The sequence below is a fragment of the Streptomyces sp. NPDC058632 genome, from assembly GCF_042717095.1.
GTDB lineage: Bacteria > Actinomycetota > Actinomycetes > Streptomycetales > Streptomycetaceae > Streptomyces.
This window is the reverse complement of record NZ_JBHXQZ010000005.1, coordinates 86,584-113,424: the sequence shown is the minus strand read 5'-3', so window position 1 is coordinate 113,424 and position 26,841 is coordinate 86,584. Positions and strand designations below refer to the sequence as shown.

Genomic DNA, 26,841 nt, shown 5'->3' with positions numbered 1-26,841 from the left:
CTGTGCCCCACCTGGGAGAACAGGCCCCGGAGGGGCCGGAGGCCGTGAATCCTCAGCGAAAGGAAAGGCTGCGCGCGTTTTCCTGTGCACCTCACAGCGGGGACCAGGTTTTCGGCAGACAAGGCTGTCTACCGTCCGGGGAATGCATTCCGATCCCGCCATCGAGAGCCGCGCCGACGACGTGCGCGGGCGCCGCCACAGCCGCCGCAGCCGCCGCGGCAAGAGGTCCGGTGAAGGGCCCGTGTTCGTCGACAGCTCCGGACGCCGGGCCAGACTGCTGCGCCGGATCGGCCTCCTGGCCGGCACTGTCTGCGTCGGCTACGCGTTCGTGCTGGGCCTGACCTTCCTGGGCATCGGCACCTCCGTGACCCCGGCCTCGCTGCTGCCCTTCGGTGACGGCCGGGGCGGGGCACCGGGACAGGACGGGGGCCCACCGGGCGGCGGTACGGCACCGACGGGTGCCCCGCCCACCGGTGCCCCGCCCACCGGTGCCCCGCCCACCGGTGCCCCGCCCACCGGTGCCCCGCCCACCGGTAGTGCCCCACCCACCGGTAGTGCCCCGCCCACCGGTGGTGCCTCGCCCACGGGCGGTGCCGCCTCATGACCGTCGGCACGCCCTCGCGCGGCCGACGCCGCGCCCCCACCCGTATCGAACGCGCCGCAGGCCGGGCCGCCGCGCTCCAGCGGCCCCGGGTCCTGCTCGCCCTGCTGCTCCTGCTCGCCCTGACCTGCGTCCTGCTGCTCGACGGCTATCTGCGCGCCGAGGTCGGCGGCGACCAGCGGGTGCGCGCCGGGGCCGACGCCGGTGACGTACCGGAGGAGATCCTCGACGGAGGACCGATCCTCGACTTCCCGGGCGGTCAGGCCACGACCGTGTCCGTACCGGACAGGACGATCGTGCTCACCTTCGACGACGGCCCCGACCCCACCTGGACGCCGAAGGTGCTCCAGGTCCTGGAGGAGCACGACGTCCCCGGCACGTTCTTCCTGGTCGGCTCCATGATCTCGCGCCACCCGGACATCGTGCGGGACCTGGTCGACCAGGGCAACGAGGTGGGCGTCCACACCTTCACGCACGTGGACCTGTCCTACCAGAGCGCCTCCCGCCTCACCCGCGAGATGGAGCAGACCCAGCTCGCGCTGGCGGGAGCGGCCGGGATCACCACCACGCTGTTCCGCGCGCCGTACTCCTCGAAGACGGACGCCATCGACAACTACAGCTGGCGGGTCTACCAGCAGCTCGGCGAGGACGGTTACACCAGTGTCTTCATCGACACCGACAGCGAGGACTGGAAGCAGCCCGGGGTGTCAAAGATCGTGAAGGGGGCGACGCCCGAGGACGGCGAGGGCGCGTCGGTGCTCTTCCACGACTCCGGCGGCGAGCGCTCGCAGACCGTGGAGGCGCTGGCGACGTACATCGAGAAGATGAAGGCGAAGGGATACGCCTTCACCACCGTCAGCGGCGCCATGTCCGGACAGCGGACCGGGAACGCCGACGCCTCCGGACAGCAGGCCGGGGACGGCGCCGGGACCGAGGAGCAGGCCGACGGGACCACCGTGCCCGGGCGGCAACCGGCCGCGGGCGCCCCCGGCGGCGGGAACCCCCTCCAGGCCGCGCACCGCGAGGCGTCCGGCGCGACGCTGTACGAGGGCAAGGCGCTCGTCGCCGCCGTCACCGTCGCGGAGTGGACGGTGCCGGTGCTGTCGGCCGCCCTGGTGGTGGTCGGCGTGGCGGTCCTCGGCCGGTTCGGGCTGATGCTGGTCCTCGCCCGGCGCCACCACCGGCAGCGCAACAGACGCCGGTTCGGCTGGGGGCCGCCCGTCGCCCGCCCGGTGAGCGTGATCGTCCCGGCGTACAACGAGAAGGAGTGCATCGCCAACACCCTCCGGTCGCTGGCGGGGAGCACGCACCCGATCGAGATCATCGTGGTGGACGACGGTTCCACGGACGGGACGGCGGACATCGCCGAGTCGCTCGGCCTGCCGAACGTCCGCGTCGTGCGGCAGGCGAACGCGGGCAAGCCGGCGGCGCTGAACAACGGCGTCCGGCACGCCGGCCACGACATCGTCGTGATGATGGACGGCGACACCGTCTTCGAGCCGGACACCGTACGGCACCTGGTGCAGCCCTTCGCCGACCCCGGCGTCGGCGCGGTCGCGGGCAACGCCAAGGTCGGCAACCGGCGTACCCTCATCGGCGCCTGGCAGCACATCGAGTACGTGATGGGCTTCAACCTCGACCGGCGCATGTACGACCTGCTGCGCTGCATGCCGACCATCCCCGGCGCGATCGGCGCGTTCCGCCGCGAGGCGGTCCTCCAGGCCGGCGGCATGAGCGAGGACACGCTCGCCGAGGACACCGACATCACCATCGCCCTGCACCGCGCCGGGTGGCGGGTCGTCTACCAGGAGCACGCCCGCGCCTGGACCGAGGCGCCGGGTTCGCTCAAGCAGCTCTGGTCGCAGCGCTACCGCTGGTCGTACGGCACCATGCAGGCGCTGTGGAAGCACCGCAAGTCCCTGACGGACAAGGGGCCTTCGGGACGGTTCGGACGGGTCGGGATGCCGCTCGTGGTGCTCTTCCAGATCGTCACACCGGTGTTCGCGCCGCTCATCGACGTGTTCACCGTGTACTCGATGGTCTTCGTCGACTTCACGGCGGCGCTGGTGGCGTGGCTGGCGGTGCTGGGGGTCCAGCTGGTGTGTGCCGCGTACGCCTTCCGCCTCGACCGCGAGAAGTACCGGTACCTGCTGATGATGCCGCTGCAGCAGCTGGCCTACCGGCAGATGATGTACCTCGTCCTCATCCACTCCTGTGTCACCGCCCTGACCGGCGGCCGGCTGCGCTGGCAGAAGCTGAAGCGTACGGGCGAGGTCGGTGCGTCGGCGGGGGCGGGCTGACGGGTACCCCCCCCCGACGGGGACGGGTCGACGGAGACGGGCCGGCGGGGATGCGCCGACGGGGGTGCGCCGGCGGGCACACGGAGCGGGGGTGCCGCGGGGCGCGGGCGGGAAGCCGGGGCTCCCGCCCCGGGAGCGGACTGCAAGAATGGGTCCGTGACCCGCGCATCCCTGGACAAGCAGCCGCACGAAGTCGCCTCGATGTTCGACAACGTGGCGGCACGGTACGACCTGACCAACGACGTGCTGTCGCTCGGCCAGGACCGGATCTGGCGCAAGGAGGTGGCCAAGGCGGTCGGCGCGCGCCCCGCCGAGAAGGTCCTGGACCTGGCGGCCGGCACGGCGACGTCCTCGCTGCCCTTCGCGCAGGCCGGCGCCTACGTCGTCCCCTGCGACTTCTCCCTCGGCATGCTCCGGGTCGGCAAGCAGCGCCGGAACTGGCTGCCCTGCACCGCCGGCGACGCGACCCGGCTGCCCTTCAAGGACGACGTCTTCGACGCCGTCACCATCTCCTTCGGGCTGCGCAACGTCCAGGACACGGACGCCGCGCTGCGTGAGATGCACCGGGTGACCCGGCCCGGCGGGCGCCTCGTCATCTGCGAGTTCTCGCAGCCCACCTGGGCGCCGTTCCGCACCGTGTACACCGAGTACCTGATGCGGGCGCTGCCGCCGGTCGCCCGGTCGGTGTCGTCGAACCCCGACGCGTACGTCTACCTCGCCGAGTCCATCCGGGAATGGCCCGACCAGCCCGCCCTGGCCGAGCGGCTCCAGGGCGCCGGCTGGACGAAGGTCGCCTGGCGCAACCTCACGGGCGGCGTGGTCGCACTGCACCGGGGCCACAAGGCGGGCTGAGGCGAGCCACGCAGGGCGCGCACAGGGCGCGCGGGCGGAGTCAGGGCGGGCCGAGGAGCGCCGTCGCCGTGCGGGGCGCGGCCGCGTACGGGGTTCCCGGTTCGTCCAGTTCCCGCCGGAGGCCGCCGCCGGGAGGCGCCGGTCCGCGCGGCTCACGCACCCCTCCTCCGCCGTCCCCCTCCCCGAAGTCGAACCACACGTGCACCGAGGAGTCCCGCGGCACCCCGGTGCCGGGCTGCGGATACTGGCGCACGACGTACTCGACGACGGTCAGGTGGAAGTCCGGCCGGTCCGGCGCCTCGAGGGACAGGCCACGCGCACGGGCCGACTCGCGCGCGTCCACGGCCATCAGGCCGACCAGGCGGGGAACGCGCACCTCGGGTGTTCTGGGTTGCATACGCACGGATGTCACCCCCAGCGGTACCGGCAGCGTAGGCACGGTCACGCACCGGAAGGAAGTATTCCGTGGCTATCTGTGACAATCCGTCACGGTGGGTGACTTAACCGGGAACTCTCACTCCGCTTTCAGAGGGCCAGCCGGTAGCAGTGGCCCTCCCGGTGCGAGGCCGGGATCGTGAACGTCTCGGCGAGGCGCATCCCGAGCCGCCGGGTGACCGCCGCCGAGCGGGTGTTGCGGGCGTCGACCATCGCGACCGCGTCCCGCACGCCGGTGGCGCGCACGCGCTCCGGCGTGCGGCAGCGGTGGCGTACCCCTTGCCCCGGTGCTCCCGGCCGGGGCGCCGGCCGATCTCGATCTCGCCCCTCGGACCCCAGTCCCGCTCCCAGGGCTGGGCGCCCGTGAAGCCGACGACGCGGTCCGCCCCGCCGGCCACGGTCCACGGGCGGAAACCGAGTTAGGCGTCGTGCCGCCGCCGCCGGCGGGCGGTGAGCCCCCCCGTGGACCGACAGCTCCGCGGCCCTGCCGCCGTGGAACTCCATGACCTCCGGATCGACGAAGATCCGGTGCCAGGTGAAGGCGTCCTCGTGGGTGGGTACGCGAAGCCGCACGGCGGGCGGGGCTGGATTCATCGAGGCGGCCCTTCGGCAGGGTGATCGGGGCCGCTGCATAGACTGCCCGTGTCCAGTGCCGTCGGCACGCAGATTTCGAACCTGGGGAGAACCCGCCGTGACCGAGCTGCTCTCCGACAACACCGCCGATGTGATCGTCGTGGGCGCGGGGCCGGCCGGCTCCGCGACCGCGTACCACCTGGCGAGGTCCGGTCTCGACGTGCTCCTGCTGGAGAAGACCGAGTTCCCGAGGGAGAAGGTCTGCGGCGACGGCCTCACCCCGCGCGCCACCAAGCAGCTGGTGTCGATGGGCATCGACATCTCCGAAGAGGCGGGCTGGCTGCGCAACAAGGGCCTGCGCATCATCGGCGGCGGGTCCCGCCTCCAGCTCGACTGGCCGGACCTCGCCTCCTTCCCCGACTACGGCCTGGTCCGCAAGCGCGACGACTTCGACGAACAGCTCGCCCGGCAGGCCCAGAAGGCCGGCGCGCGCCTGTACGAGCACTGCAACGTGGGCGCGCCGATCATCGACGACCGCACCGGCCGCATCACCGGCGTGAAGGCCAGGCTCGGCGAGGAGAAGCGGGAAGTCACCTTCCACGCCCCGCTGGTGGTGGCCGCCGACGGCAACTCCACGCGGCTGTCCCTGGCCATGGGCCTGCACCGCCGCGAGGACCGTCCGATGGGCGTCGCGGTCCGTACGTACTTCACCTCGCCGCGCCACGACGACGACTACCTGGAGTCCTGGCTCGAGCTGTGGGACCGCCGCGGCCCGCAGGACCGGCTGCTGCCCGGCTACGGCTGGATCTTCGGCATGGGCGACGGGACGAGCAACGTCGGCCTCGGCGTGCTCAACACCTCGGACTCCTTCAAGGAACTGGACTGGCGCGAGGTCCTGAAGGCATGGTGCGCGTCGATGCCCGAGGAGTGGGGTTACACCCCGGACAACATGACCGGCCCGATCCGCGGCGCCGCGCTTCCCATGGCCTTCAACCGCCAGCCGCACTACACGCGCGGGCTGCTGCTCGTCGGTGACGCGGGCGGCCTGGTGAACCCGTTCAACGGCGAGGGCATCGCGTACGCCATGGAGTCCGGGCAGATCGCCGCCGAGGTCATCGTCCAGGCCCACGCGCGGGCGACGCCGGCCCAGCGGGAGACGGCCCTCCAGCGCTACCCGCGCGTCCTGAAGGACACCTACGGCGGCTACTACACGCTCGGCCGCGCGTTCGTGAAGCTCATCGGCAACCCGAAGATCATGCAGATCGCCGCCCAGCGCGGCCTGACGCACCCGATGCTGATGAAGTTCACCTTGAAACTGCTCGCCAACCTGACGGACCCGACGGGCGGCGACGCGATGGACCGCATCATCAACGGCCTGAGCAAGGTGGCGCCGAAGGCGTGACCCGCGCGGCGGTGCCGCCGCCCGGGGCGCGCGGCCCTGAGCGGCGCTGTGGACGGCCGGAGCCAGGGGGAAGGGGCCCCGCCGTCCGGCGTCCGCGCGGGGCGCCGCAGGGGGTCTCCACAAGGCCGGACGGCGCTTCACGCGGGCGTGGCGGCCCATCAGCGCGTCCTGCGCGGAGGGCAATTCGGGCAATCAGGTGATTTTGGTGCGGCGGGGCGAGGGGGGTCGCCGGGCGGAGTGGCGGGGTGGAGCGGCCGGTATGCCCGAAGTGCCCCCGAAGCGCCCGGATGCGGACGACGGAGGGCCGCTGCCCCCGAGCGGCAGCGGCCCTCCGGTCCGTGTGGGCGGCCCGGATCAGAGCACGCGCACCGCGCCCGACGCGGGGTAGCCGGAAAGGTCCTGGATGACGACGCCCTTGGACGGGTTGGCGGCGTCCAGGTACTGGCCGTCACCGATGTAGACACCCGTGTGGTACGCGGAGCCCTTGCCGCCCCAGTACAGGATGTCGCCGACCTGGAGGTTGGACAGCGAGACGTCGGTGCCGACCGTCGACTGGTCCTGCGAGACGCGCGGGAGGTCGACGCCGACCTGGCGGAACGCGGCCTGCACCAGGCTGGAGCAGTCCCAGGCGTTGGGGCCCGTGGCGCCCATGACGTAGGCGTCGCCCACCTGCGCCTTGAGGAAGGAGACCACCGTTCCGACGCTGCCACTGGCCGGCGCGGAGGCGGTGGTCGTGGTGGCCGCCGCGGTCGTGGTGCCCGAGTCGGCGGTGAGGGTGGCGCGCTCGGCATCGCGCGTGGCCCGCTCGGCGGCGGCCTTGCGGGCCTCCTCGGCCGCCTTCTTCTTCGCCTCGGCCTTCTCCTTGGCCTCGGCGAGGTCGGCCTTCGCCTCCTTGGCGGCCTTGGCCGCGGCGGCGTCACGCTCGGCCTGCAGCTGGTAGTTCGCGGCGGCCTGCTGGGTGGCCTCCGCGGACTGGGCGACCTGAGTGGACAGGTCGGCCGTCAGGGCGGGCAGTTCGAGGGTCTGGGTCACCGGCTCGGCGGCGACCGCCGAGGCCGACGCCCCGGCCACTGCCAGAGTGCCGAGGACGCCACCGGCAACTCCGGCCCGCATCGCCATCGTGGTCTGCGCGGTGCGGCGGGGTTTCCGGTGGCTTCGTATGTGAGCGGTGTGGGACATGGGAACAACCGGTACCAGGGGCTCCTTCATATCCACAAGAAACGTGTGCTGCGCCACAATTGTTCAATCACGACGCCGAACCCCGGGCGTGTCGCTCTTTATTGACGCCGTAACGGACATTGCGGGCGCGGCGTAATGGGCCTGTGATCACGGTCTTTCATCTTTACGTCCGAATTGCCCCACGCCTACCATCGGTTGAAATGATTGGCCAAGCCCCCTTCCTGTGACCCCTCTGTGGATGTGGTGGAGGTCACGGAACGGTCACCCCTGTCGTTGCGTCCGGTGTGCGAGCTCCGGACGGATTGCGGACGGATTGCGGACGGATTGCGCCGGGGTCGCGGTCGGATCGCGACGGGCGCCGCGTCCGGGGCGGGGCCGCGCCGTGCCCCGGACCGCGTCCGCGCCGTGCCCGGGCCGCGTTCCGGCCGGTCCTTGGGGTGGGGTCCTGGGCCGGGCCCCTGGTCCGGGGTCCGGGTGAGGTTCGGGGCCGGGTTCGAGAGGAGCTCCGGATCGAGTCCGGCGCGGCGGCCGCGTGCCGACGGTGCCGGGGTGGGGCCGGCTCGCCACGGCGTTTCGGCCCCGCGGCGGGCCGTGGGTCTCCCGGACTTCGTGAACGCGTGCACACGTCCACATCGCGCCCCGCGTCCCTCCGATGTGTGAACACGTCCTCTAGCAAGCGACCGCGTCCAGCGCCAATTTGCATGCAGAGGAACACTCTTGATACCGGGGTGACCCTCCTGGCCTGCATCGACGCAACAAAATGTCACTTATGGTGACTGCACGGACGCTTCGCGTATGAAGATCACCGCTCCTCCGGCTTCATGATCGTTCGTCAGGTGGTGGAGATCACAAAGCTTGTGCAATACCCCGTGTCGCAGATCACAGACCGGCGGGCATAGGATGCGGAGCGGTTGGGCTTGTGACCTGCTTCACATGTTCTCGATCCTCGCCGGGGCGGGCGTGGTTCACGGGACGCGTGGGGCGCAAGTGAGTCCGACTCGCCAGCAGTCAGTGCCGACTGAGAGGAGCGAGGAGCGGTGAACGCGTATGCGCCCATCCTCGTACTGGGAGCCCTCGGGGCAGGCTTTGCGATCTTCTCCGTGGTCATGGCCACGCTGATCGGTCCGAAGCGGTACAACCGCGCCAGGCTCGAAGCCTACGAGTGCGGTATCGAGCCGACCCCCACGCCGGCCGGCGGCGGGCGCTTCCCCATCAAGTACTACCTGACGGCGATGCTCTTCATCGTCTTCGACATCGAGATCGTCTTCCTTTATCCCTGGGCCGTCAGCTTCGACGCCCTGGGGATTTTCGGGCTCGTGGAGATGCTGCTCTTCGTGCTCACCGTCTTCGTCGCCTACGCGTACGTGTGGCGGCGCGGCGGCCTGGAATGGGACTGAGGGGCCTTTGACCATGGGACTCGAAGAAAAGCTGCCGAGCGGATTCCTGCTGACCACCGTCGAGCAGGCCGCGGGCTGGGTGCGCAAGTCGTCCATGTTCCCCGCCACGTTCGGACTCGCCTGCTGTGCCATCGAGATGATGACCACCGGCGCCGGCCGCTACGACCTGGCGCGCTTCGGCATGGAGGTCTTCCGCGGCTCGCCGCGGCAGGCGGACCTGATGATCGTGGCCGGCCGGGTCAGCCAGAAGATGGCACCGGTGCTGCGGCAGGTCTACGACCAGATGCCGAACCCCAAGTGGGTGATCTCCATGGGGGTCTGTGCCTCGTCGGGCGGCATGTTCAACAACTACGCGATCGTCCAGGGCGTCGACCACGTCGTCCCGGTCGACATCTACCTGCCCGGCTGCCCGCCCCGGCCCGAGATGCTGATGGACGCCATTCTCAAGCTCCACCAGAAGATCCAGGGTTCCAAGCTCGGTGTGAACGCCGAGGAGGCGGCCCGCGAGGCGGAGGAGGCGGCGCTCAAGGCCCTGCCCACCATCGAGATGAAGGGGCTGCTGCGATGAGCGACGCGAACGACACCGCGGGCGACGGCGTGAACCCCGAGAAGGACCTCTCCGCCCAGAACCTCCCCGGCCGGCGGGGCGAGGGCGGTGAGGAGATCCGCGTCCAGCGCGGCATGTTCGGCGCCAACAACGGCGGCGACACCTCCGGTTACGGCGGACTGGTCCGCTCGATCCGGTTCCCGGGAGCCTCGAACCGCCCCTACGGCGGATGGTTCGACGAGGTGGCCGACGAACTGGAGGGCGCGCTGGAGGAGCAGGGCCTGCTCCCCGGCAACGCCATCGGGAAGACGGTCGTCGACCGCGGCGAACTCACCTTCCACATCGAGCGCGAGCACCTGCTCCGGGTCGCGACGACCCTGCGCGACGACCCCGCGCTCCGCTTCGAACTGTGCACCGGCGTCAGCGGCGTGCACTACCCCAGCGACAAGGGCCGCGAGCTGCACGCCGTGTACCACCTGCGCTCGATCACCCACAACCGGCTGATCCGTCTGGAAGTCGGCGCTCCCGACAGCGACCCGCACATCCCGTCGCTGTGCTCCGTCTATCCGACGAACGACTGGCACGAGCGCGAGACGTACGACTTCTTCGGCATCGTCTTCGACGGGCACCCCGCCCTCACGAGGATCCTGATGCCGGACGACTGGCAGGGGCATCCGCAGCGCAAGGACTATCCCCTCGGTGGCATCCCCGTCGAGTACAAGGGCGCCCAGATCCCGGCTCCGGACCAGCGGAGGTCCTACTCATGAGCACCTCGAACGCATCCGCGGCCTCCGCGCGCGAGACCACGGAAGGCACCGTCTACACCGTCACCGGCGGAGACTGGGACGAGGTAGTCGAGACGGCGCAGCGCAGTGACGACGAGCGCATCATCGTCAACATGGGCCCGCAGCACCCGTCCACGCACGGTGTGCTCCGGCTGATCCTGGAGATCGACGGCGAGACGGTCTCCGAGGCCCGCTGCGGCATCGGCTACCTCCACACCGGCATCGAGAAGAACCTCGAGTACCGGACCTGGACCCAGGGCACCACGTTCGTGACGCGCATGGACTACCTGACGCCGTTCTTCAACGAGACGGCGTACTGCCTCGGAGTCGAGAAGCTCCTCGGCATCGAGGAGCAGGTCCCCGACCGGGCCTCGGTCATCCGGGTGCTCCTGATGGAGCTGAACCGGCTCTCCTCCCACCTGGTGTGCATCGCCACCGGAGGCATGGAGCTCGGCGCCACCACCATCATGATCTACGGGTTCCGTGATCGTGAACTCATTCTCGACGCCTTCGAGCTCATCACCGGCCTGCGGATGAACCACGCGTACATCCGCCCCGGCGGACTCGCCCAGGACCTGCCGCCCGGCGCGGTGGACCAGATCCGCGAGCTGGTGAAGAAGCTGCGCAAGAACCTCCCGGAGTACGACGCGCTCGCCACCGGGAACCCCATCTTCAAGGCCCGTATGCAGGACGTCGGCCATCTGGACCTGGCCGGCTGCATGGCCCTGGGGGCGACCGGTCCGGTCCTGCGCTCCACCGGCCTGCCGCACGACCTGCGCAAGGCGCAGCCGTACTGCGGGTACGAGACGTACGACTTCGAGATCCCCACCGCGGACACCTGCGACTCCTACGGCCGCTTCCTGATCCGGCTGGAGGAGATGCGCCAGTCGCTGCGCATCGTCGAGCAGTGCCTGGACCGGCTCCAGCCCGGACCGGTCATGGTCGCCGACAAGAAGATCGCCTGGCCCGCCCAGCTCGCCATGGGCCCGGACGGACTGGGCAACTCCCTCGACCACATCAAGAAGATCATGGGTACCTCCATGGAGGCCCTGATCCACCACTTCAAGCTGGTCACCGAGGGTTTCCGGGTACCGCCGGGACAGGCGTACGCGGCCGTCGAGTCGCCCAAGGGCGAGCTCGGGGCGCATGTCGTCTCCGACGGCGGCACCCGCCCCTTCCGGGTCCACTTCCGCGACCCGTCCTTCACCAACCTGCAGGCCATGGCGGCGATGTGCGAGGGCGGCCAGGTCGCCGACGTCATCGTCGCCGTCGCATCCATCGACCCCGTGATGGGAGGCGTCGACCGGTGACCACCTCATCCTCGGAGCGGGGCGTCAGTCTGGGCATGCCCCGACTGCCCGCACCCGCCTACCCGGACGACGTCCGGGCCCGGCTGGAGACAGACGCGCGCGAGATCATCGCCCGCTACCCGGACTCCCGGTCGGCTCTCCTGCCGCTGCTGCACCTCGTGCAGGCGGAGGAGGGCCATGTCACGCGCACCGGGATGCAGTTCTGCGCGGACACGCTCGCTCTGACCACGGCCGAGGTCACCGCCGTCGCCACCTTCTACTCCATGTACCGGCGCCGGCCGAGCGGTGACTACCAGGTCGGGGTGTGCACCAACACCCTGTGCGCCGTCATGGGCGGCGACGCCATCTTCGAGGAGCTCCAGGAGCACCTGGGCGTCGGCAACGGCGAGACCACCGACGACGGCAAGGTCACCCTCGAGCACATCGAGTGCAACGCGGCCTGCGACTTCGCGCCCGTCGTGATGGTCAACTGGGAGTTCTTCGACAACCAGGACCCGCAGAGCGCCAAGCGTCTCGTCGACGACCTGCGCGCCGGCCGACCCGTCTCGCCCACCCGCGGGGCGCCCCTGTGCACGTTCAAGGAGACCGCCCGGATCCTGGCCGGTTTCCCCGACGAGCGGGACGGCGCCGTCGACGCCACGGGAAGCGCGGGACCCGCCTCCCTGGCCGGCCTGAAGCTGGCCAAGGGGGAGGCCGCCCCCGCGCGCGTGGTGCACCCGCGCGGTGAGGCGCCCCGGGACACCCCGCCGCACGACCCGTCACCGGGGGAGCACCTCAGCTCGCACGACGCGCCGCAGGACACGTCGGCCTCCGATCCGGCGCACCCGGCCGGACCCGCCGCCGAGGAGGGGGAGTGATGACGTTGGCACCGGAACTCAAGGACACCGGCCCGGAGAAGCTGCTCGCACCCGTGCTGTCGGCCTTCTGGGACGAGGACAGGTCCTGGACCCTGGACGTCTACAAGAGGCACGAGGGGTACGAGGGGCTCCGCAAGGCGCTCGCCATGTCACCGGACGACGTCATCGCGTACGTCAAGGAGTCCGGTCTGCGGGGACGCGGGGGCGCCGGCTTCCCGACGGGAATGAAATGGCAGTTCATTCCCCAGGGCGACGGAAAACCGCACTATCTGGTGGTCAACGCCGACGAGTCGGAGCCCGGAACGTGCAAGGACATTCCGCTCCTCTTCGCGAACCCGCACAGCCTCATCGAGGGCATCGTCATCGCCTGTTATGCCATCAGGTCGTCCCACGCCTTCATCTACCTGCGAGGTGAGGTCGTCCCCGTACTGCGGCGGTTGCACGAGGCCGTGCGCGAGGCCTACGCGGCGGGCATCCTCGGCGAGAACGCGCTGGGCAGCGGACTCGGCCTCGACCTCACCGTGCACGCCGGCGCCGGCGCGTACATCTGCGGTGAGGAGACCGCACTGCTCGACTCGCTCGAAGGCCGCCGTGGTCAACCGCGGCTCCGTCCGCCCTTCCCCGCTGTCGCGGGCCTCTACGCGTGCCCGACCGTGGTGAACAACGTCGAGTCGATCGCATCGGTTCCCGCCATCATGAACCGGGGCAAGGAATGGTTCCGCTCGATGGGGAGCGAGAAGTCACCCGGCTTCACTCTCTACTCCCTCAGCGGCCACGTCGCACGCCCCGGACAGTACGAGGCCCCGATGGGCATCACACTGCGTCAGCTGCTCGACATGAGCGGCGGCATGCGGCCGGGACACCGCCTGAAGTTCTGGACGCCGGGCGGCTCCTCGACGCCGATGTTCACCGACGAGCACCTCGACGTGCCCCTCGACTACGAGGGAGTGGGCGCCGCCGGTTCCATGCTCGGCACGAAGGCCCTCCAGTGCTTCGACGAGACGACCTGCGTCGTACGGGCCGTCACCCGCTGGACCGAGTTCTACGCCCACGAGTCCTGCGGCAAGTGCACGCCCTGCCGCGAAGGCACGTACTGGCTCGTGCAGCTGATGCGCGACATCGAGGCCGGCAAGGGCCGGATGTCCGACCTCGACAAGCTGAACGACATCGCCGACAACATCAACGGCAAGGCGTTCTGCGCCCTCGGCGACGGCGCAGCCTCGCCGATCTTCTCCTCGCTCAAGTACTTCCGTGAGGAGTACGAGCAGCACATCACGGGCCGTGGCTGCCCGTTCGACCCGGCCAAGTCGACGGCCTGGGCCGACCGTACGGAGGTGCACGCATGACTGTGACCACCAGCTCTCCCTCCGGTGGGGGAGAGGCGGCGGTCCCGCCGGAGGACCTCGTCACACTGACGATCGACGGCGTCGGGATCAGCGTGCCCAAGGGCACCCTGGTCATCCGGGCCGCCGAACAGCTCGGCATCGAGATCCCCCGGTTCTGCGACCACCCCCTCCTCGACCCGGCCGGCGCCTGCCGCCAGTGCATCGTCGAGGTCGAGGGCCAGCGCAAGCCCATGGCTTCCTGCACCATCACCTGCACCGACGGGATGGTGGTGCGGACCCAGCTCACCTCGCCCGTCGCCGAGAAGGCCCAGCACGGCGTGATGGAGCTGCTGCTCATCAACCACCCGCTGGACTGCCCGGTCTGCGACAAGGGCGGCGAGTGCCCGCTGCAGAACCAGGCGATGTCGCACGGCAACCCGGAGTCCCGCTTCGACGGCAAGAAGCGGACCTACGAGAAGCCCGTGCCGATCTCCACCCAGGTGCTGCTCGACCGCGAGCGGTGCGTGCTGTGCGCCCGCTGCACCCGGTTCTCGAACCAGATCGCGGGCGACCCGATGATCGAGATGGTCGAGCGGGGCGCGCTCCAGCAGATCGGCACCGGCGAGGGCGACCCCTTCGAGTCGTACTTCTCCGGCAACACCATCCAGATCTGCCCGGTCGGCGCGCTCACCTCGGCGGCCTACCGGTTCCGCTCCCGCCCCTTCGACCTGGTCTCCTCGCCGTCGGTGTGCGAGCACTGCTCCGGCGGCTGCGCCACCCGCACCGACCACCGGCGAGGCAAGGTCATGCGGCGGCTCGCCGCCGACGACCCCGAGGTCAACGAGGAGTGGATGTGCGACAAGGGCCGCTTCGGGTTCCGGTACGCGCAGCAGCGGAACCGGCTGCGGACCCCGCTCGTCCGCAACGCCGAGGGTGAGCTGGAGCCGGCCTCCTGGCCCGACGCGCTGCAGATCGCGGCCCAGGGCCTGCTGGCCTCCCGCGGCCGCACCGGGGTCCTGACCGGAGGCCGGCTCACCGTCGAGGACGCCTACGCGTACAGCAAGTTCGCGCGCGTGGCCCTCGACACCAACGACATCGACTTCCGCGCGCGTGTGCACAGCGTCGAGGAGGCGGACTTCCTCGCCGCGCGGGTCGCGGGCCGCGGACGTGACCTCGGGGGCGCGTCCGGCCAGGACGCGACCGACGGTGTCACGTACTCCTCGCTGGAGAAGGCGCCCGCCGTCCTGCTGGTCGGCTTCGAGGCCGAGGAGGAGGCGCCCGGTGTCTTCCTGCGACTGCGCAAGGCATGGCGTACGCACGGGCAGCGGACCTTCTCGCTGGCCACGCACGCCACGCGCGGCCTGGAGAAGGCCGGCGGCACGCTGCTGCCGGCGGCTCCCGGCACCGAGACCGAATGGCTGGACGCGCTCGCGAGCGGGGTCGGCCTGGAGGGCGACGGGGCCAGGGCCGCCGAGGCGCTGCGGGCCGAGGGCGCGGTGATCGTCGTCGGCGAGCGGATCGCCGCCGTCGAGGGCGGCCCGACCGCCGCCGTACGGATCGCCACCGCGACCGGCGCCCGGCTGGTGTGGATCCCGCGGCGCGCCGGGGAGCGGGGCGCCGTCGAGGCGGGCGCGCTGCCGTCGCTGCTGCCGGGCGGGCGCCCGGCGACCGACCCGCGCGCGCGTGAGGAGGTCGCAGCCGTCTGGGGCGTCGCCGCCCTGCCGCACCGCTACGGCCGCGACACCGGCGAGATCGTCGGGGCCGCGATGAGCGGTGAGCTGCAGGCGCTGCTGGTCGCGGGCGTGGAGGTCGCCGACCTGCCCGACCCGGCACGCGCGCGTGCGGCACTGGCCGAGGCCGGTTTCGTGGTCTCGCTGGAGCTGCGGCCCAGCGAGGTCACCGAACTCGCCGACGTGGTGCTGCCGGTGGCCGCCGTCGTCGAGAAGTCCGGCGCCTTCCTCAACTGGGAAGGCAGGGTCCGGCCCTTCGAGTCGGCGCTCAAGCCCGAGCAGATGACCCGCCCGCTCCCGCCGACCGACGCGCGCGTGCTGCAGATGCTGGCCGACGCCATGGACGTGCACCTGGGCCTGCCGGACCTGCGCACCACCCGCGCGGAGCTCGAGCGGCTCGGCGCCTGGGACGGGCCCCGGGCCACCGAACCGCTGGAGAGGGCGGGCGTGCTGCCCCGGCCGGCCGCCGGGGAGGCGGTGCTCGCCGGGCACCGGCTGCTGCTGGACCAGGGGCTCCTGCAACAGGGCGACGAGGCGCTCGCCGGCACCCGGCACGCCGCGCACGCGCGCGTGTCGGCCGCCACGGCCGCCGAGGTCGGCGTCAAGGACGGCGACCCGCTCGCCGTGACCGGCCCCGCGGGGACGGTCGAACTGATCCTGGGCGTCACCGAGATGCCCGACCGCGTGGTGTGGCTCCCGCTGAACTCCACCGGCGGCGGGGTCGCCTCCGACACCGGGGCACTGCCCGGCTCCCTCGTCCGTATCGGCCCGGCGTCACTCGCCGGCGAGGCCCCCAAGGAGGTGGAGGCATGAGCCCGTACTTCGCCGCTGAAGACCTCTCGATGTTCGGCCGCGACCCCTGGTGGCTGGTCGTGGTCAAGGCGGTGTTCTGCTTCGCCTTCCTCATGGTGACGGTGCTGATCGCCATCGTGATGGAACGCAAGGTCGTCGCCTGGATGCAGCTGCGCATCGGCCCCAACCGGAACGGCCCCTGGGGCATGCTCCAGTCGCTCGCCGACGGCGTGAAACTGATGCTCAAGGAAGACGTCGTCGTCAAACGCGCCGACAAGGCGGTGTACATCCTCGCGCCGATCGTCGCGGCCGTCCCGGCCTTCATGGCGATCGCGGTGATCCCCTTCGGGCCGTCCGGCAACGAGATCTCGATCTTCGGTCAGCGGACCACGATGCAGCTCACCGACCTGCCGATCGCGCTGCTCTACATCCTCGCGGTCGCCTCGGTCGGCATCTACGGCATCGTCCTCGCCGGCTGGAGCTCCGGATCCACGTACCCGCTGCTGGGCGGGCTGCGCTCGTGTGCGCAGATGATCTCCTACGAGATCGCCATGGGCGCCGCGTTCGCCTCCGTGTTCCTCTACTCGGGGTCGATGTCGACGTCCGCGATCGTCGAGCAGCAGGCCGACCGCTGGTACATCCTGCTGCTGCCGGTCTCCTTCATCATCTACATCGTCACGATGGTCGGCGAGACCAACCGCGCCCCCTTCGACATGCCCGAGTCCGAGGGCGACCTGGTCGGCGGCTTCAACACCGAGTACTCGTCGATCAAGTTCGCGATGTTCATGCTCGCCGAGTACATCAACATGGTGACCGTCTCGGCCGTCGCCGTCACTCTCTTCCTGGGCGGCTGGCGGGCTCCGTGGCCGGTCAGCACCTTCTGGGAGGGCGCGAACCACGGCTGGTGGCCGATGCTCTGGTTCGTCGTCAAGGTCCAGCTGCTGCTGTTCATGTTCGTCTGGCTGCGCGGCACGCTCCCACGCGTGCGGTACGACCAGCTGATGAAGCTCGGCTGGAAGGTCCTCATCCCGGTCTCCCTGGTGTGGCTGATGGCCGTCGCCACGGTGCGGGCCCTGAGGAACGAGGGCTACGGCTTCGCGGACATGGCCCTCTACATCGCCGCCGGCGTCCTCGCCCTGCTGTTGCTGTCCTTCGTCGCCGACATGTTCCGGACGAAGGGCAAGAACGCCGAGGACGCCGAGGGAGCGGGCGGCCGGCCGGCCGCCTTCGACCCGATGGCAGGCGGGTTCCCCGTACCGCCGCTGCCCGGACAGGAGCTCCCGCCGGTGCCGCGACGCCGCTCGCGCCGGGAGCGGGAGCTCGTTGCCAGTGGTGGGCCCGATACCCACAGTGACGAATCTCTGGATGGAAAGGAGGCGTCCGATGGCTGAGGAGCCCAAGGAGACCAAGCCCGGTTTCCAGAATCCCGTGGCCGGCTTCGGTGTGACCTTCAAGGCCATGTTCAAGAAGCGGCTGACCGAGCAGTACCCGGAGCAGCAGAAGACCACGGCCCCGCGCTTCCACGGACGGCACCAGCTCAACCGCCATCCGGACGGCCTGGAGAAGTGCGTCGGCTGCGAGCTGTGCGCCTGGGCCTGTCCCGCCGACGCGATCTACGTCGAGGGCGCGGACAACACCGAGGAGGAGCGCTACTCGCCCGGCGAGCGGTACGGCCGCGTCTACCAGATCAACTACGCCCGCTGCATCCTGTGCGGTCTGTGCATCGAGGCGTGCCCCACGCGCGCGCTGACGATGACCAACGAGTTCGAGCTGGCCGACTCCAGCCGTGCCAACCTCATCTACACCAAGGAGCAGCTGCTCGCCGGTCTGGAGGAGGGCATGGTCGACAGCCCGCACGCCATGTACCCGGGCACCGACGAACAGGACTACTACCGGGGCCTGGTGACCGAGGCCGCCCCCGGTACGGAGCGGCAGACGGCCCACTCCGGGGGCGAGGCCGTGCAGGAGGCCGACTCGACCTTCGGCGAGGACGAACCGGCGTCGAAGAAGGTGATCCGGGGATGACCGAGTACCTCGCCGCCTACTCCACCTCCGCCGGAGAGGCCGTCCAGTTCTGGATCCTCGGCACGGTCGCCGTGATCGGCGCCCTGTGCACGATCCTGATGCGGCGGGCCGTGCACAGCGCGCTCTGCCTCGCCGGGACCATGATCGTCCTGGCGGTGTTCTACCTCGCCAACGGCGCCTACTTCCTGGGCGTCGTCCAGATCATCGTCTACACCGGCGCGATCATGATGCTGTTCCTGTTCGTGGTGATGCTGGTCGGTGTCACCGCGGCGGACTCCCTCAAGGAGACCATCAAGGGCCAGCGCTGGCTCGCCCTGCTGTGCGGGCTGGGCTTCGGCATCCTGCTCGTCGGCGGCATCGGCAACGCGGCGCTCACCGAGTTCGACGGCCTCGGCCAGGCGAACGCGAACGGCAACGTGGAGGGCCTCGCCGCCCTCATCTTCACCAAGTACGTCTTCGCCTTCGAGATCACCGGCGCCCTGCTCATCACGGCCGTCGTCGGCGCCATGGTGCTCACCCACCGGGAGCGCACCGAGCGGGCCAAGACCCAGCGGGAGATGGCCGAGGAGCGCGTCCGCGAGGGCAAGCAGCTCCCGCCGCTGCCGGCCCCGGGCGTGTACGCCCGGCACAACGCGGTGGACATCCCGGGTCTGCTGCCCGACGGCACCACGTCCGACCTCACCGTCAGCAGCACGCTGCGCGAGCGCGGCCAGATCCGGGACGTGTCCCAGGAGGCGCTCGGCGACCTGCGGGCGCTGGAGCAGCGCTCCGAGGAGCGGCTCGAGCGCACGGCGATCGAACCGACGTCGTCGAAGCGGTCCGAGGAGGCATCGAAGTGAACCCGGTCAACTATCTGTATCTCGCGGCCCTGTTGTTCACGATCGGCGCCACCGGTGTCCTCATCCGGCGCAACGCGATCGTCGTCTTCATGTGCATCGAGCTGATGCTCAACGCCTGCAATCTGGCGTTCGTCGCCTTCTCCCGTATGCACGGCAACCTCGACGGCCAGATCATCGCCTTCTTCACGATGGTCGTCGCCGCGGCGGAGGTCGTGGTCGGGCTGGCGATCATCGTGTCCCTGTTCCGTTCCCGCCACTCGGCCTCGGTCGACGACGCCAGCCTGATGAAGCTGTGAGGGGTCGCTAGAACCGTGACTAATCCAGAGAATCTGATTGCGCTGCTGGTGGCGGCGCCCCTGCTCGGAGCGGCGGTCCTGCTGTGCGGCGGCCGCCGGCTGGACGCCGTCGGCCACTGGATCGGCACGGTGCTCGCCGCCGCGTCCTTCCTGATCGGCGTCGTCCTCTTCGCCGACATGCTGGGCAACGCCGCCGCCGACCGCACCCTGACGCAGCATCTGTTCAGCTGGATTCCGGTGGAGGGATTCCAGGCCGACGTCACCTTCCGGCTCGACCAGCTGTCGATGACGTTCGTCCTGCTGATCACCGGCGTCGGCTCGCTCATCCACCTGTACTCGATCGGGTACATGGAGCACGACGAGCGGCGCCGCCGCTTCTTCGGTTATCTGAACCTGTTCCTCGCGGCGATGCTGATCCTCGTCCTCGCCGACAACTACCTGCTGCTGTACGTCGGCTGGGAGGGCGTCGGTCTCGCCTCCTACCTGCTGATCGGTTTCTGGCAGCACAAGCCCAGCGCCGCGACCGCGGCGAAGAAGGCCTTCCTGGTCAACCGGGTCGGCGACATGGGCCTGTCGATCGCGATCATGCTGATGTTCCTGTGGTTCGGCACCTTCGCCTTCGGGCCGGTGCTCGGCAGCCACGAGGAGGCCGGGCTGGCCGGCGCCGCCGACGAGGGCAAGCTCACCGTGATCGCCCTCATGCTGCTGCTCGCCGCCTGCGGCAAGTCCGCCCAGGTGCCGCTGCAGTCCTGGCTCGGGGACGCGATGGAGGGCCCGACCCCGGTCTCGGCCCTGATCCACGCCGCGACCATGGTGACGGCGGGCGTCTATCTGATCGTCCGCTCCGGCGCCGTCTTCAACGGCGCCCCGGACGCGCAACTGGTCGTCACCATCGTCGGCGCGGTCACGCTGCTGTTCGGTGCGATCGTCGGTTGCGCGAAGGACGACATCAAGAAGGCGCTGGCCGGTTCGACGATGTCGCAGATCGGCTACATGGTGCTCGCGGCGGGCCTCGGCCCCATCGGCTACGTCTTCGCGATCATGCACCTGGTGACGCACGGCTTCTTCAAGGCCGGGCTGTTCCTCGGCGCCGGTTCGGTCATGCACGGGATGAACGACGAGGTCGACATGCGCCGCTACGGCGGACTGCGCAGGTACATGCCGGTCACGTTCGTCACCTTCGGGCTCGGCTACCTCGCCATCATCGGCTTCCCCGGTCTGTCCGGTTTCTTCTCCAAGGACATGATCATCGAGTCGGCGTTCGCCAAGGGCGGCACCGAGGGCTGGATCCTCGGCGGCGTGGCCCTGCTGGGCGCCGCGATCACCGCGTACTACATGACGCGCGTGATGCTGATGACGTTCTTCGGCGAGGAGCGCTGGCGGAAGGCTCCGACACCGTCCCCGGCCGAGTCCGGCGTGGAGCCGGCCGCGGAGACGAGCGGCGAGGCCGGCTCCGGACATGCCGCTGCCGCGGCGGGCCCGCCGCACCCGCACGAGTCGCCGAGGAGCATGACGATCCCGATGATCGTGCTCGCCTTCGGCTCCGTGTTCGCCGGCGCGTTCTTCGGCGTCGGCGACCGGTTCGTGCACTGGCTGGAGCCCATCACCGGGCACGACCACGGCCACGCGCCGATCAGCGCCCTGACGGTCACGCTGTCCACGGTGGCGGTCATGGTCATCGGCGTGGCGATCGCCTGGGGCCAGTACGGGCGCCGCCCGGTCCCGGCGCTCGCCCCGCGCGGGTCGCTGCTCACCCGGGCCGCCCGGCGCGACCTGCTCCAGGACGACGTCAACCACGTGGTCCTGGTGCGTGGCGGCGAGCACCTCACACGCTCCCTGGTGTACGTCGACCACACCCTGGTCGACGGGGTCGTCAACGGAACGGCGGCCTCGTTCGGCGGCCTGTCCGGGCGGATGCGCAAGCTGCAGAACGGCTTCGCGCGGTCCTACGCGGTCTCGATGTTCGGGGGCGCGGCCGTCCTGGTCGCCGCGACCCTGCTGATGAGGGCGGTCTGATACCGATGTCCTTTCCTCTGCTGACAGCGACGGCGGTGCTCCCGGCCATCGGGGCGATCGCCACGGCCGCCGTACCGGCCACGAAACGCACCGCCGCCAAGTGGCTGGCCCTGCTGGTCTCGGTCGCCACCCTGGTGCTGGCGATCGTCGTCCTGGTGCGCTTCGACCCGGACGGCGACCGCTACCAGCTCACCGAATCGCACGCCTGGATCGCGGACTTCGGAGTCCGTTACGAGCTGGGGGTGGACGGCATCGGGGTCGCGCTGATCGCACTGACCGCCCTGCTGATCCCGTTCATCATCCTGGCGGGCTGGCACGATGCCGATCCGCAGGAAACAGGTAGTAAGCAGTGGCGGCCGACCCAGGGATATTTCGCCCTCATCCTCGCCGTCGAGGCGATGGTGATCATCTCCTTCGAGGCCACCGACGTCTTCCTCTTCTACATCTTCTTCGAAGCCATGCTGATCCCGATGTACTTCCTCATCGGCGGCTTCGGGGACCGGGCCCACGGCTCGTACCGGTCCGCCGCCACCGCGGCGGAGGGCGACAAGGCGGCGGCGACACAACGGTCGTACGCGGCGGTCAAGTTCCTGCTCTACAACCTGGCCGGCGGTCTGGTCATGCTGGCCGCGGTGATCGGGCTCTACGTGGTCGCCGGGAACTTCTCGCTCACCGAGATCGCCGAGGCGCGGGCCAACGGCTCGCTCGAGATGTCGACGAGCACCGAACGCTGGCTGTTCCTCGGCTTCTTCCTCGCCTTCGCGGTGAAGGCGCCGATGTGGCCGCTGCACACCTGGCTGCCCAACGCCATGCAGGAGTCCACCGCCCCGGTCGCCGTGCTCATCACGGCCGTCGTGGACAAGGTGGGCACCTTCGCGATGCTGCGCTTCTGCCTCCAGCTGTTCCCGGAGGCGAGCAAGTGGGCGACGCCCGCGATCATGGTGCTGGCGGTCATCGGCATCATCTACGGAGCGCTGCTCGCGGTCGGCCAGCGCGACATCAAGCGGCTGATCGCGTACGCGTCGATCTCGCACTTCGGCTTCATCATCATGGGCATCTTCGCGATGACCAGCCAGGGCCAGTCCGGGGCGACGCTCTACATGGTCAACCACGGGATCTCGACCGCCGTCCTGCTCCTGGTGGCCGGATTCCTCATCTCGCGGCGTGGCTCCCGGCTCATCGCCGACTACGGCGGGGTGCAGAAGGTCGCGCCGGTACTCGCCGGCACGTTCCTGATCGGCGGCCTGGCGACGCTGTCGCTGCCGGGGCTCGCGCCGTTCGTCAGCGAGTTCCTGGTCCTGGTCGGCACGTTCACGCGCTATCCGGTGATCGGCGTCATCGCCACCTTCGGCATCGTGCTCGCCGCGCTCTACACCCTCGTCCTCTACCAGCGGACGATGACGGGCCCCCTCAAGCCCGAGCTCGCCAAGATGCCCGACCTGCGGGTGCGTGAGATCGCGGTGGCCGCGCCGCTGATCGTGCTGCTGGTCTTCCTGGGCGTCTACCCGAAGCCCGTCACGGACATCGTGAACCCGGCAGTGGAGCAGACCATGTCCGACGTCCAGCAGAAGGACCCCCAGCCCGAGGTGGAGGCGGCCAAGTGAGCGCATCAGCCGTCCACAGCCTGTGGACAACCGCGGTCGACCCGATCGCGAAGATCGACGCGCCGAAGATCGAGTACGCGCAGCTCGCGCCCACCCTGATCGTCGTCGGTGCGGCGGTCGTGGGAATCCTGATCGAGGGCTTCGTGCCGCGCAGATCCCGCTACTACGCACAGATGTTCGTCGCGTCGGTCGCGCTCGTCGCCGCGTTCGCCGCGGTCGTGGCGCTCGCCGCCGACGGATACGGTACGACCAAGGCGGGCATCGCGGCCATGGGCGCGATCGCCGTCGACGGCCCCGCCCTGTTCCTGCAGGGCACGATCCTGCTGACGGCCCTGGTCAGCCTGTTCACCTTCGCCGAGCGCAGACTCGATCCGGAGACGCACGGCAACCGGGTCGACTCCTTCGCCGCCCAGGCCGCGTCCGTGCCGGGCAGCGACGGCGAGAAGAAGGCCGTCAAGGCCGGGTTCACCACCACCGAGGTGTTCCCGCTGCTGCTCTTCGCGGTCGCCGGCATGCTGGTCTTCCCCGCGGCCAACGACCTGCTGACGCTGTTCGTGGCCCTGGAGGTCCTCTCCCTGCCCCTGTACCTGCTCTGCGCGCTGGCCCGCCGCAAGCGGCTCATCTCGCAGGAGGCCGCGGTCAAGTACTTCCTGCTCGGCTCGTTCGCCTCCGCGTTCCTCCTCTTCGGCATCGCGCTGCTGTACGGCTACGCGGGCTCGATGTCGTACGCGACGATCGCGCAGGTCGTCGACGGCACGATCGCGGAGGTCGACCCGGCGCTCGTCAACACCATGGGCAACGACGTGCTGCTCCTGGTGGGCGCGGGTCTGCTGATCATGGGCCTGCTGTTCAAGGTCGGTGCCGTCCCCTTCCACATGTGGACGCCGGACGTGTACCAGGGCGCGCCGACGCCGGTGACGGGCCTGATGGCGGCGGCGACCAAGGTGGCCGCGTTCGGTGCCCTGCTGCGAGTGCTGTACGTCCTGCTTCCCGGCCTGCGCTGGGACTGGCGGCCGGTCATGTGGGCCGTCGCGATCGTCACCATGCTGGGCGGCGCGATCATCGCGATCACCCAGACCGACATCAAGCGGCTGCTGGCGTACTCGGCGATCTCGCACGCGGGCTTCATCCTCGCGGGTGTCATCGCGACCACGCCGGAGGGCATCTCGTCCGTCCTCTTCTATCTGGCGGCGTACTCGTTCGTGACGGTCGGCGCGTTCGCGGTGGTGACGCTGGTGCGGGACGCGGGCGGCGAGGCGACGCACCTGTCCAAGTGGGCCGGTCTCGGCCGCCGTTCGCCCCTGGTGGCGGCCGTGTTCGCGGTGTTCCTGCTCGCCTTCGCGGGCATTCCGCTGACGTCGGGCTTCGCCGGGAAGTTCGCCGTGTTCAAGGCGGCGGCGGAGGGCGGCGCGGTCCCGCTGGTCGTGGTCGGTGTGATCGCGTCGGCGATCGCGGCGTTCTTCTACATCCGGGTGATCGTCCTGATGTTCTTCAGCGAGCCGCGGCCCGAGGGCCCGACCGTCGCGGTGCCGTCACCGCTGACGATGATGGCGATCGGGCTGGGCGTGGCGGTCACGGTGGTGCTGGGTGTCGCGCCGCAGTACTTCCTGGAGCTGGCGGGGGACGCGGGAGTGTTCGTGCGCTGACCCGGCGCCCGCCGACGACAGGGCGGCCCGGCACCCGCTCGGGGGGTGCCGGGCCGTCGTCGTGCCCGGCGGAACGCGGTCCTCTGCGCACAGCGGTATGCGGAGGTGACCGGCGCGAGGGCCTGTGGACACGTCCGGGGCGTCGGTCTGTGGACAACCCGGGGGATGTCGGTGGAGGCGCCTATCGTGGAGGCAGTGGTCGAGAACGGCCGCAGTGGACGCGGTGGCCGCGAGTGGTCGTACGGGGGCAGGGCGATGGGTGGGACGGGCGGTAGTGGTGGCATGGCAGTGACGGAGAACGAGGCGCTGGCGGTGCTGCAGCGGGTGTTCGGATTCGACGCCTTCCGCGGTGAGCAGCAGGCGGTGATCGAGCATGTGATCGCGGGCGGGGACGCCGTGGTGCTCATGCCGACCGGTGGCGGCAAGTCGCTGTGCTACCAGATTCCGGCCCTGGTCAGACCGGGTACGGGAGTCGTCGTCTCCCCACTGATCGCGCTGATGCAGGACCAGGTGGACGCGCTGCGGGCGCTCGGCGTGCGCGCCGGGTTCATGAACTCCACGCAGGACTTCGAGGAGCGGCGCGTCGTGGAGGCCGAGTTCCTCGCCGGCGAGCTGGATCTGCTGTACCTCGCGCCGGAGCGGCTGCGGTTGGACAGCTCCCTGGACCTGCTCTCGCGGGGGAAGATCTCCGTCTTCGCGATCGACGAGGCGCACTGCGTGTCCCAGTGGGGGCACGACTTCCGGCCGGACTATCTCTCCCTGTCGCTGCTCGGCGAGCGCTGGCCGGACGTGCCCCGGATCGCGCTCACCGCGACGGCCACGCACGCCACGCACCAGGAGATCACCGAGCGGCTGGCCATGCCGGACGCCCGGCACTTCGTGGCGAGCTTCGACCGGCCCAACATCCAGTACCGGATCGTGCCCAAGGCCGACCCCAAGAAGCAGCTGCTGAACTTCCTGCGGGAGGAGCACGCGGGCGACGCGGGCATCGTCTACTGCCTCTCCCGCAACTCCGTGGAGAAGACCGCCGAGTTCCTCAGCCGCAACGGCGTCGAGGCGGTGCCGTACCACGCGGGACTGGACGCGGGGACGCGTGCCGCGCACCAGTCCCGCTTCCTGCGGGAGGACGGCCTGGTCGTGGTGGCGACCATCGCCTTCGGCATGGGCATCGACAAGCCGGACGTCCGGTTCGTCGCCCACCTCGACCTGCCCAAGTCCGTCGAGGGCTACTACCAGGAGACGGGCCGTGCGGGCCGCGACGGGCTGCCGTCCACGGCCTGGATGGCGTACGGCCTCAACGACGTCATACAGCAGCGCAAGCTGATCCAGTCCGGCGAGGGGGACGAGACCTTCCGGCGGCGGGCGGGCCGGCACCTGGACGCGATGCTGGCCCTGTGCGAGACGGTCCGGTGCCGGCGCGGGCAGCTCCTGGCCTACTTCGGCCAGGACAATCCCGACCCGGCGGGCTGCGGCAACTGCGACTCCTGCCTCACCCCGCCGGAGACCTGGGACGGCACCGTCGCGGCCCAGAAGGTGCTCTCGACGGTGGTCCGGCTGCAGCGGGAGCGCGGGCAGAAGTTCGGCGCGGTGCAGATCGTGGACATCCTGCTGGGCAAGCGCACGGCCAAGGTCATCCAGTTCGACCACGACCAGCTCTCCGTGTTCGGGATCGGTGAGGATCTCGGCGAGGCCGAATGGCGTGGCGTCGTCCGGCAGCTGCTGGCCCAGGGGCTGCTCGCGGTCGAGGGGGACTACGGCACGCTGGTGCTGACCGAGGCCAGTGGGACGGTGCTGCGGCGCGAGCGGGAGGTGCAGCTGCGCAAGGAGCCGAAGAAGCCGGTGACCTCCCGGCCGGGATCCCCGGGATCGTCGGGCTCCGGGAAGGCCAAGGCCGTGGCGGCCGAGCTGCCCGAGGACCTCCTGCCGGCCTTCGAGGCGCTGCGCGCCTGGCGGGCCGAACAGGCCCGCGAGCAGGGCGTTCCCGCGTACGTCATCTTCCACGACGCCACGCTCCGCGAGATCGTCACGCTCTGGCCCGGCTCGGTCGCCGAGCTCGGCGGGATCAGCGGGGTGGGCGAGAAGAAGCTCGCGACGTACGGGGAGGGCGTGGTGGGGGTGCTCGCGGCGCTGGGCGGGCCACAGGGCGGATCACCGGCCGGTGCGCAGGGCCCGGCCGAGGCCGCGGGCAGTGGCTCCGGTCGTGCCGGGGCCGGTGACGTGGGTCGGACCCACGCCGGTGCCGTGTCCGACGACGACTGGCCGGAGATGGACACCGAGCCGGAGCCCGACTGGATGTGACCCGGCAGCCGTCCGGTCCTGCGGCCGGACAG

At 70.4% G+C, this 26,841-nt stretch carries 21 protein-coding genes and 1 pseudogene; 19 read left to right on the top strand and 3 right to left on the bottom strand.

All coding sequences use genetic code 11. The annotated features are described in order from the left end of the window. Positions 1 to 142: 142 nt before the first annotated feature. The 3 genes from ACFWVE_RS03965 to ACFWVE_RS03955 all read left to right on the top strand — a co-directional run bounded on the left by ACFWVE_RS03965 (position 143) and on the right by ACFWVE_RS03955 (position 3,753). On the top strand, positions 143 to 604 hold the full coding sequence (locus tag ACFWVE_RS03965; RefSeq protein WP_384007943.1) for a hypothetical protein: 462 nt from the start codon (positions 143 to 145) through the stop codon (positions 602 to 604). Next, positions 601 to 2,901 carry a bifunctional polysaccharide deacetylase/glycosyltransferase family 2 protein gene (locus tag ACFWVE_RS03960; protein WP_384007941.1) on the top strand — a complete coding sequence of 767 codons (2,301 nt, stop codon included), beginning with the start codon at positions 601 to 603 and terminating at the stop codon, positions 2,899 to 2,901. Before ACFWVE_RS03965 ends, ACFWVE_RS03960 begins: the two co-directional genes overlap by 4 nt. 156 nt (positions 2,902 to 3,057) lie before the next feature. Beyond that, complete coding sequence (locus tag ACFWVE_RS03955; protein ID WP_384007939.1) at positions 3,058 to 3,753, top strand: demethylmenaquinone methyltransferase; 696 nt, start codon at positions 3,058 to 3,060, stop codon at positions 3,751 to 3,753. A gap of 40 nt (positions 3,754 to 3,793) precedes the next feature. On the opposite strand, the gene ACFWVE_RS03950 is transcribed toward ACFWVE_RS03955, so the two are convergent. After that, positions 3,794 to 4,150 (bottom strand): PASTA domain-containing protein, encoded by a 357-nt coding sequence (locus tag ACFWVE_RS03950; protein ID WP_384007983.1) that lies wholly within the window; start codon positions 4,148 to 4,150, stop codon positions 3,794 to 3,796. Between the two features lie 128 nt (positions 4,151 to 4,278). Continuing rightward, positions 4,279 to 4,782, bottom strand: a pseudogene (locus tag ACFWVE_RS03945) (GNAT family N-acetyltransferase). Between the two features lie 97 nt (positions 4,783 to 4,879). Here ACFWVE_RS03945 and ACFWVE_RS03940 point away from each other — a divergent pair. Continuing rightward, entirely contained in the window at positions 4,880 to 6,163 is a 1,284-nt protein-coding gene (locus tag ACFWVE_RS03940; protein ID WP_384007937.1) for a geranylgeranyl reductase family protein, read from the top strand. 354 nt (positions 6,164 to 6,517) lie between these two features. On the opposite strand, the gene ACFWVE_RS03935 is transcribed toward ACFWVE_RS03940, so the two are convergent. Then, positions 6,518 to 7,372 (bottom strand): C40 family peptidase, encoded by an 855-nt coding sequence (locus ACFWVE_RS03935; protein WP_384007936.1) that lies wholly within the window; start codon positions 7,370 to 7,372, stop codon positions 6,518 to 6,520. Positions 7,373 to 8,379: 1,007 nt separating this feature from the next. Here ACFWVE_RS03935 and ACFWVE_RS03930 point away from each other — a divergent pair. From ACFWVE_RS03930 to recQ, 15 genes are all read left to right on the top strand, one after another. Further along, on the top strand, positions 8,380 to 8,739 hold the full coding sequence (locus tag ACFWVE_RS03930; protein ID WP_055570452.1) for an NADH-quinone oxidoreductase subunit A: 360 nt from the start codon (positions 8,380 to 8,382) through the stop codon (positions 8,737 to 8,739). Between the two features lie 13 nt (positions 8,740 to 8,752). After that, positions 8,753 to 9,307, top strand: a complete 555-nt coding sequence (locus ACFWVE_RS03925; RefSeq protein ID WP_042164915.1) for an NADH-quinone oxidoreductase subunit B family protein — start codon at positions 8,753 to 8,755, stop codon at positions 9,305 to 9,307. Next, positions 9,304 to 10,053 carry an NADH-quinone oxidoreductase subunit C gene (locus ACFWVE_RS03920; protein ID WP_384007934.1) on the top strand — a complete coding sequence of 250 codons (750 nt, stop codon included), beginning with the start codon at positions 9,304 to 9,306 and terminating at the stop codon, positions 10,051 to 10,053. The genes ACFWVE_RS03925 and ACFWVE_RS03920 overlap by 4 nt, the downstream gene beginning before the upstream one ends. Further along, positions 10,050 to 11,381: an NADH-quinone oxidoreductase subunit D gene (locus tag ACFWVE_RS03915; RefSeq protein ID WP_384007932.1), complete on the top strand. Its 1,332-nt coding sequence runs from the start codon at positions 10,050 to 10,052 to the stop codon at positions 11,379 to 11,381. The genes ACFWVE_RS03920 and ACFWVE_RS03915 overlap by 4 nt, the downstream gene beginning before the upstream one ends. Further along, the gene (nuoE, locus tag ACFWVE_RS03910; protein WP_384007930.1) at positions 11,378 to 12,238 is read left to right on the top strand and encodes an NADH-quinone oxidoreductase subunit NuoE; all 861 of its coding nucleotides are present in this window, start codon (positions 11,378 to 11,380) and stop codon (positions 12,236 to 12,238) included. Before ACFWVE_RS03915 ends, nuoE begins: the two co-directional genes overlap by 4 nt. After that, complete coding sequence (gene nuoF / locus ACFWVE_RS03905; protein WP_384007928.1) at positions 12,238 to 13,584, top strand: NADH-quinone oxidoreductase subunit NuoF; 1,347 nt, start codon at positions 12,238 to 12,240, stop codon at positions 13,582 to 13,584. Before nuoE ends, nuoF begins: the two co-directional genes overlap by 1 nt. Continuing rightward, entirely contained in the window at positions 13,581 to 16,106 is a 2,526-nt protein-coding gene (locus ACFWVE_RS03900) for an NADH-quinone oxidoreductase subunit G (protein ID WP_384007926.1), read from the top strand. Before nuoF ends, ACFWVE_RS03900 begins: the two co-directional genes overlap by 4 nt. Continuing rightward, complete coding sequence (gene nuoH, locus ACFWVE_RS03895) at positions 16,103 to 17,476, top strand: NADH-quinone oxidoreductase subunit NuoH (RefSeq protein ID WP_384007924.1); 1,374 nt, start codon at positions 16,103 to 16,105, stop codon at positions 17,474 to 17,476. Before ACFWVE_RS03900 ends, nuoH begins: the two co-directional genes overlap by 4 nt. Further along, positions 17,469 to 18,110 (top strand): NADH-quinone oxidoreductase subunit NuoI, encoded by a 642-nt coding sequence (gene nuoI, locus ACFWVE_RS03890; protein ID WP_384007922.1) that lies wholly within the window; start codon positions 17,469 to 17,471, stop codon positions 18,108 to 18,110. The genes nuoH and nuoI overlap by 8 nt, the downstream gene beginning before the upstream one ends. After that, positions 18,107 to 18,949 carry an NADH-quinone oxidoreductase subunit J gene (locus ACFWVE_RS03885; protein ID WP_384007920.1) on the top strand — a complete coding sequence of 281 codons (843 nt, stop codon included), beginning with the start codon at positions 18,107 to 18,109 and terminating at the stop codon, positions 18,947 to 18,949. The genes nuoI and ACFWVE_RS03885 overlap by 4 nt, the downstream gene beginning before the upstream one ends. Further along, positions 18,946 to 19,245 carry an NADH-quinone oxidoreductase subunit NuoK gene (gene nuoK / locus ACFWVE_RS03880; RefSeq protein WP_003974374.1) on the top strand — a complete coding sequence of 100 codons (300 nt, stop codon included), beginning with the start codon at positions 18,946 to 18,948 and terminating at the stop codon, positions 19,243 to 19,245. The genes ACFWVE_RS03885 and nuoK overlap by 4 nt, the downstream gene beginning before the upstream one ends. A 15-nt stretch (positions 19,246 to 19,260) precedes the next feature. After that, entirely contained in the window at positions 19,261 to 21,261 is a 2,001-nt protein-coding gene (gene nuoL / locus ACFWVE_RS03875) for an NADH-quinone oxidoreductase subunit L (RefSeq protein ID WP_384007918.1), read from the top strand. A 5-nt stretch (positions 21,262 to 21,266) separates the two neighbouring features. Continuing rightward, positions 21,267 to 22,865 carry an NADH-quinone oxidoreductase subunit M gene (locus tag ACFWVE_RS03870; RefSeq protein WP_384007916.1) on the top strand — a complete coding sequence of 533 codons (1,599 nt, stop codon included), beginning with the start codon at positions 21,267 to 21,269 and terminating at the stop codon, positions 22,863 to 22,865. After that, positions 22,862 to 24,511: an NADH-quinone oxidoreductase subunit NuoN gene (gene nuoN / locus ACFWVE_RS03865; protein WP_384007914.1), complete on the top strand. Its 1,650-nt coding sequence runs from the start codon at positions 22,862 to 22,864 to the stop codon at positions 24,509 to 24,511. The genes ACFWVE_RS03870 and nuoN overlap by 4 nt, the downstream gene beginning before the upstream one ends. A 255-nt stretch (positions 24,512 to 24,766) precedes the next feature. Further along, complete coding sequence (gene recQ / locus ACFWVE_RS03860) at positions 24,767 to 26,809, top strand: DNA helicase RecQ (protein ID WP_384007981.1); 2,043 nt, start codon at positions 24,767 to 24,769, stop codon at positions 26,807 to 26,809. Positions 26,810 to 26,841 lie beyond the last annotated feature (32 nt).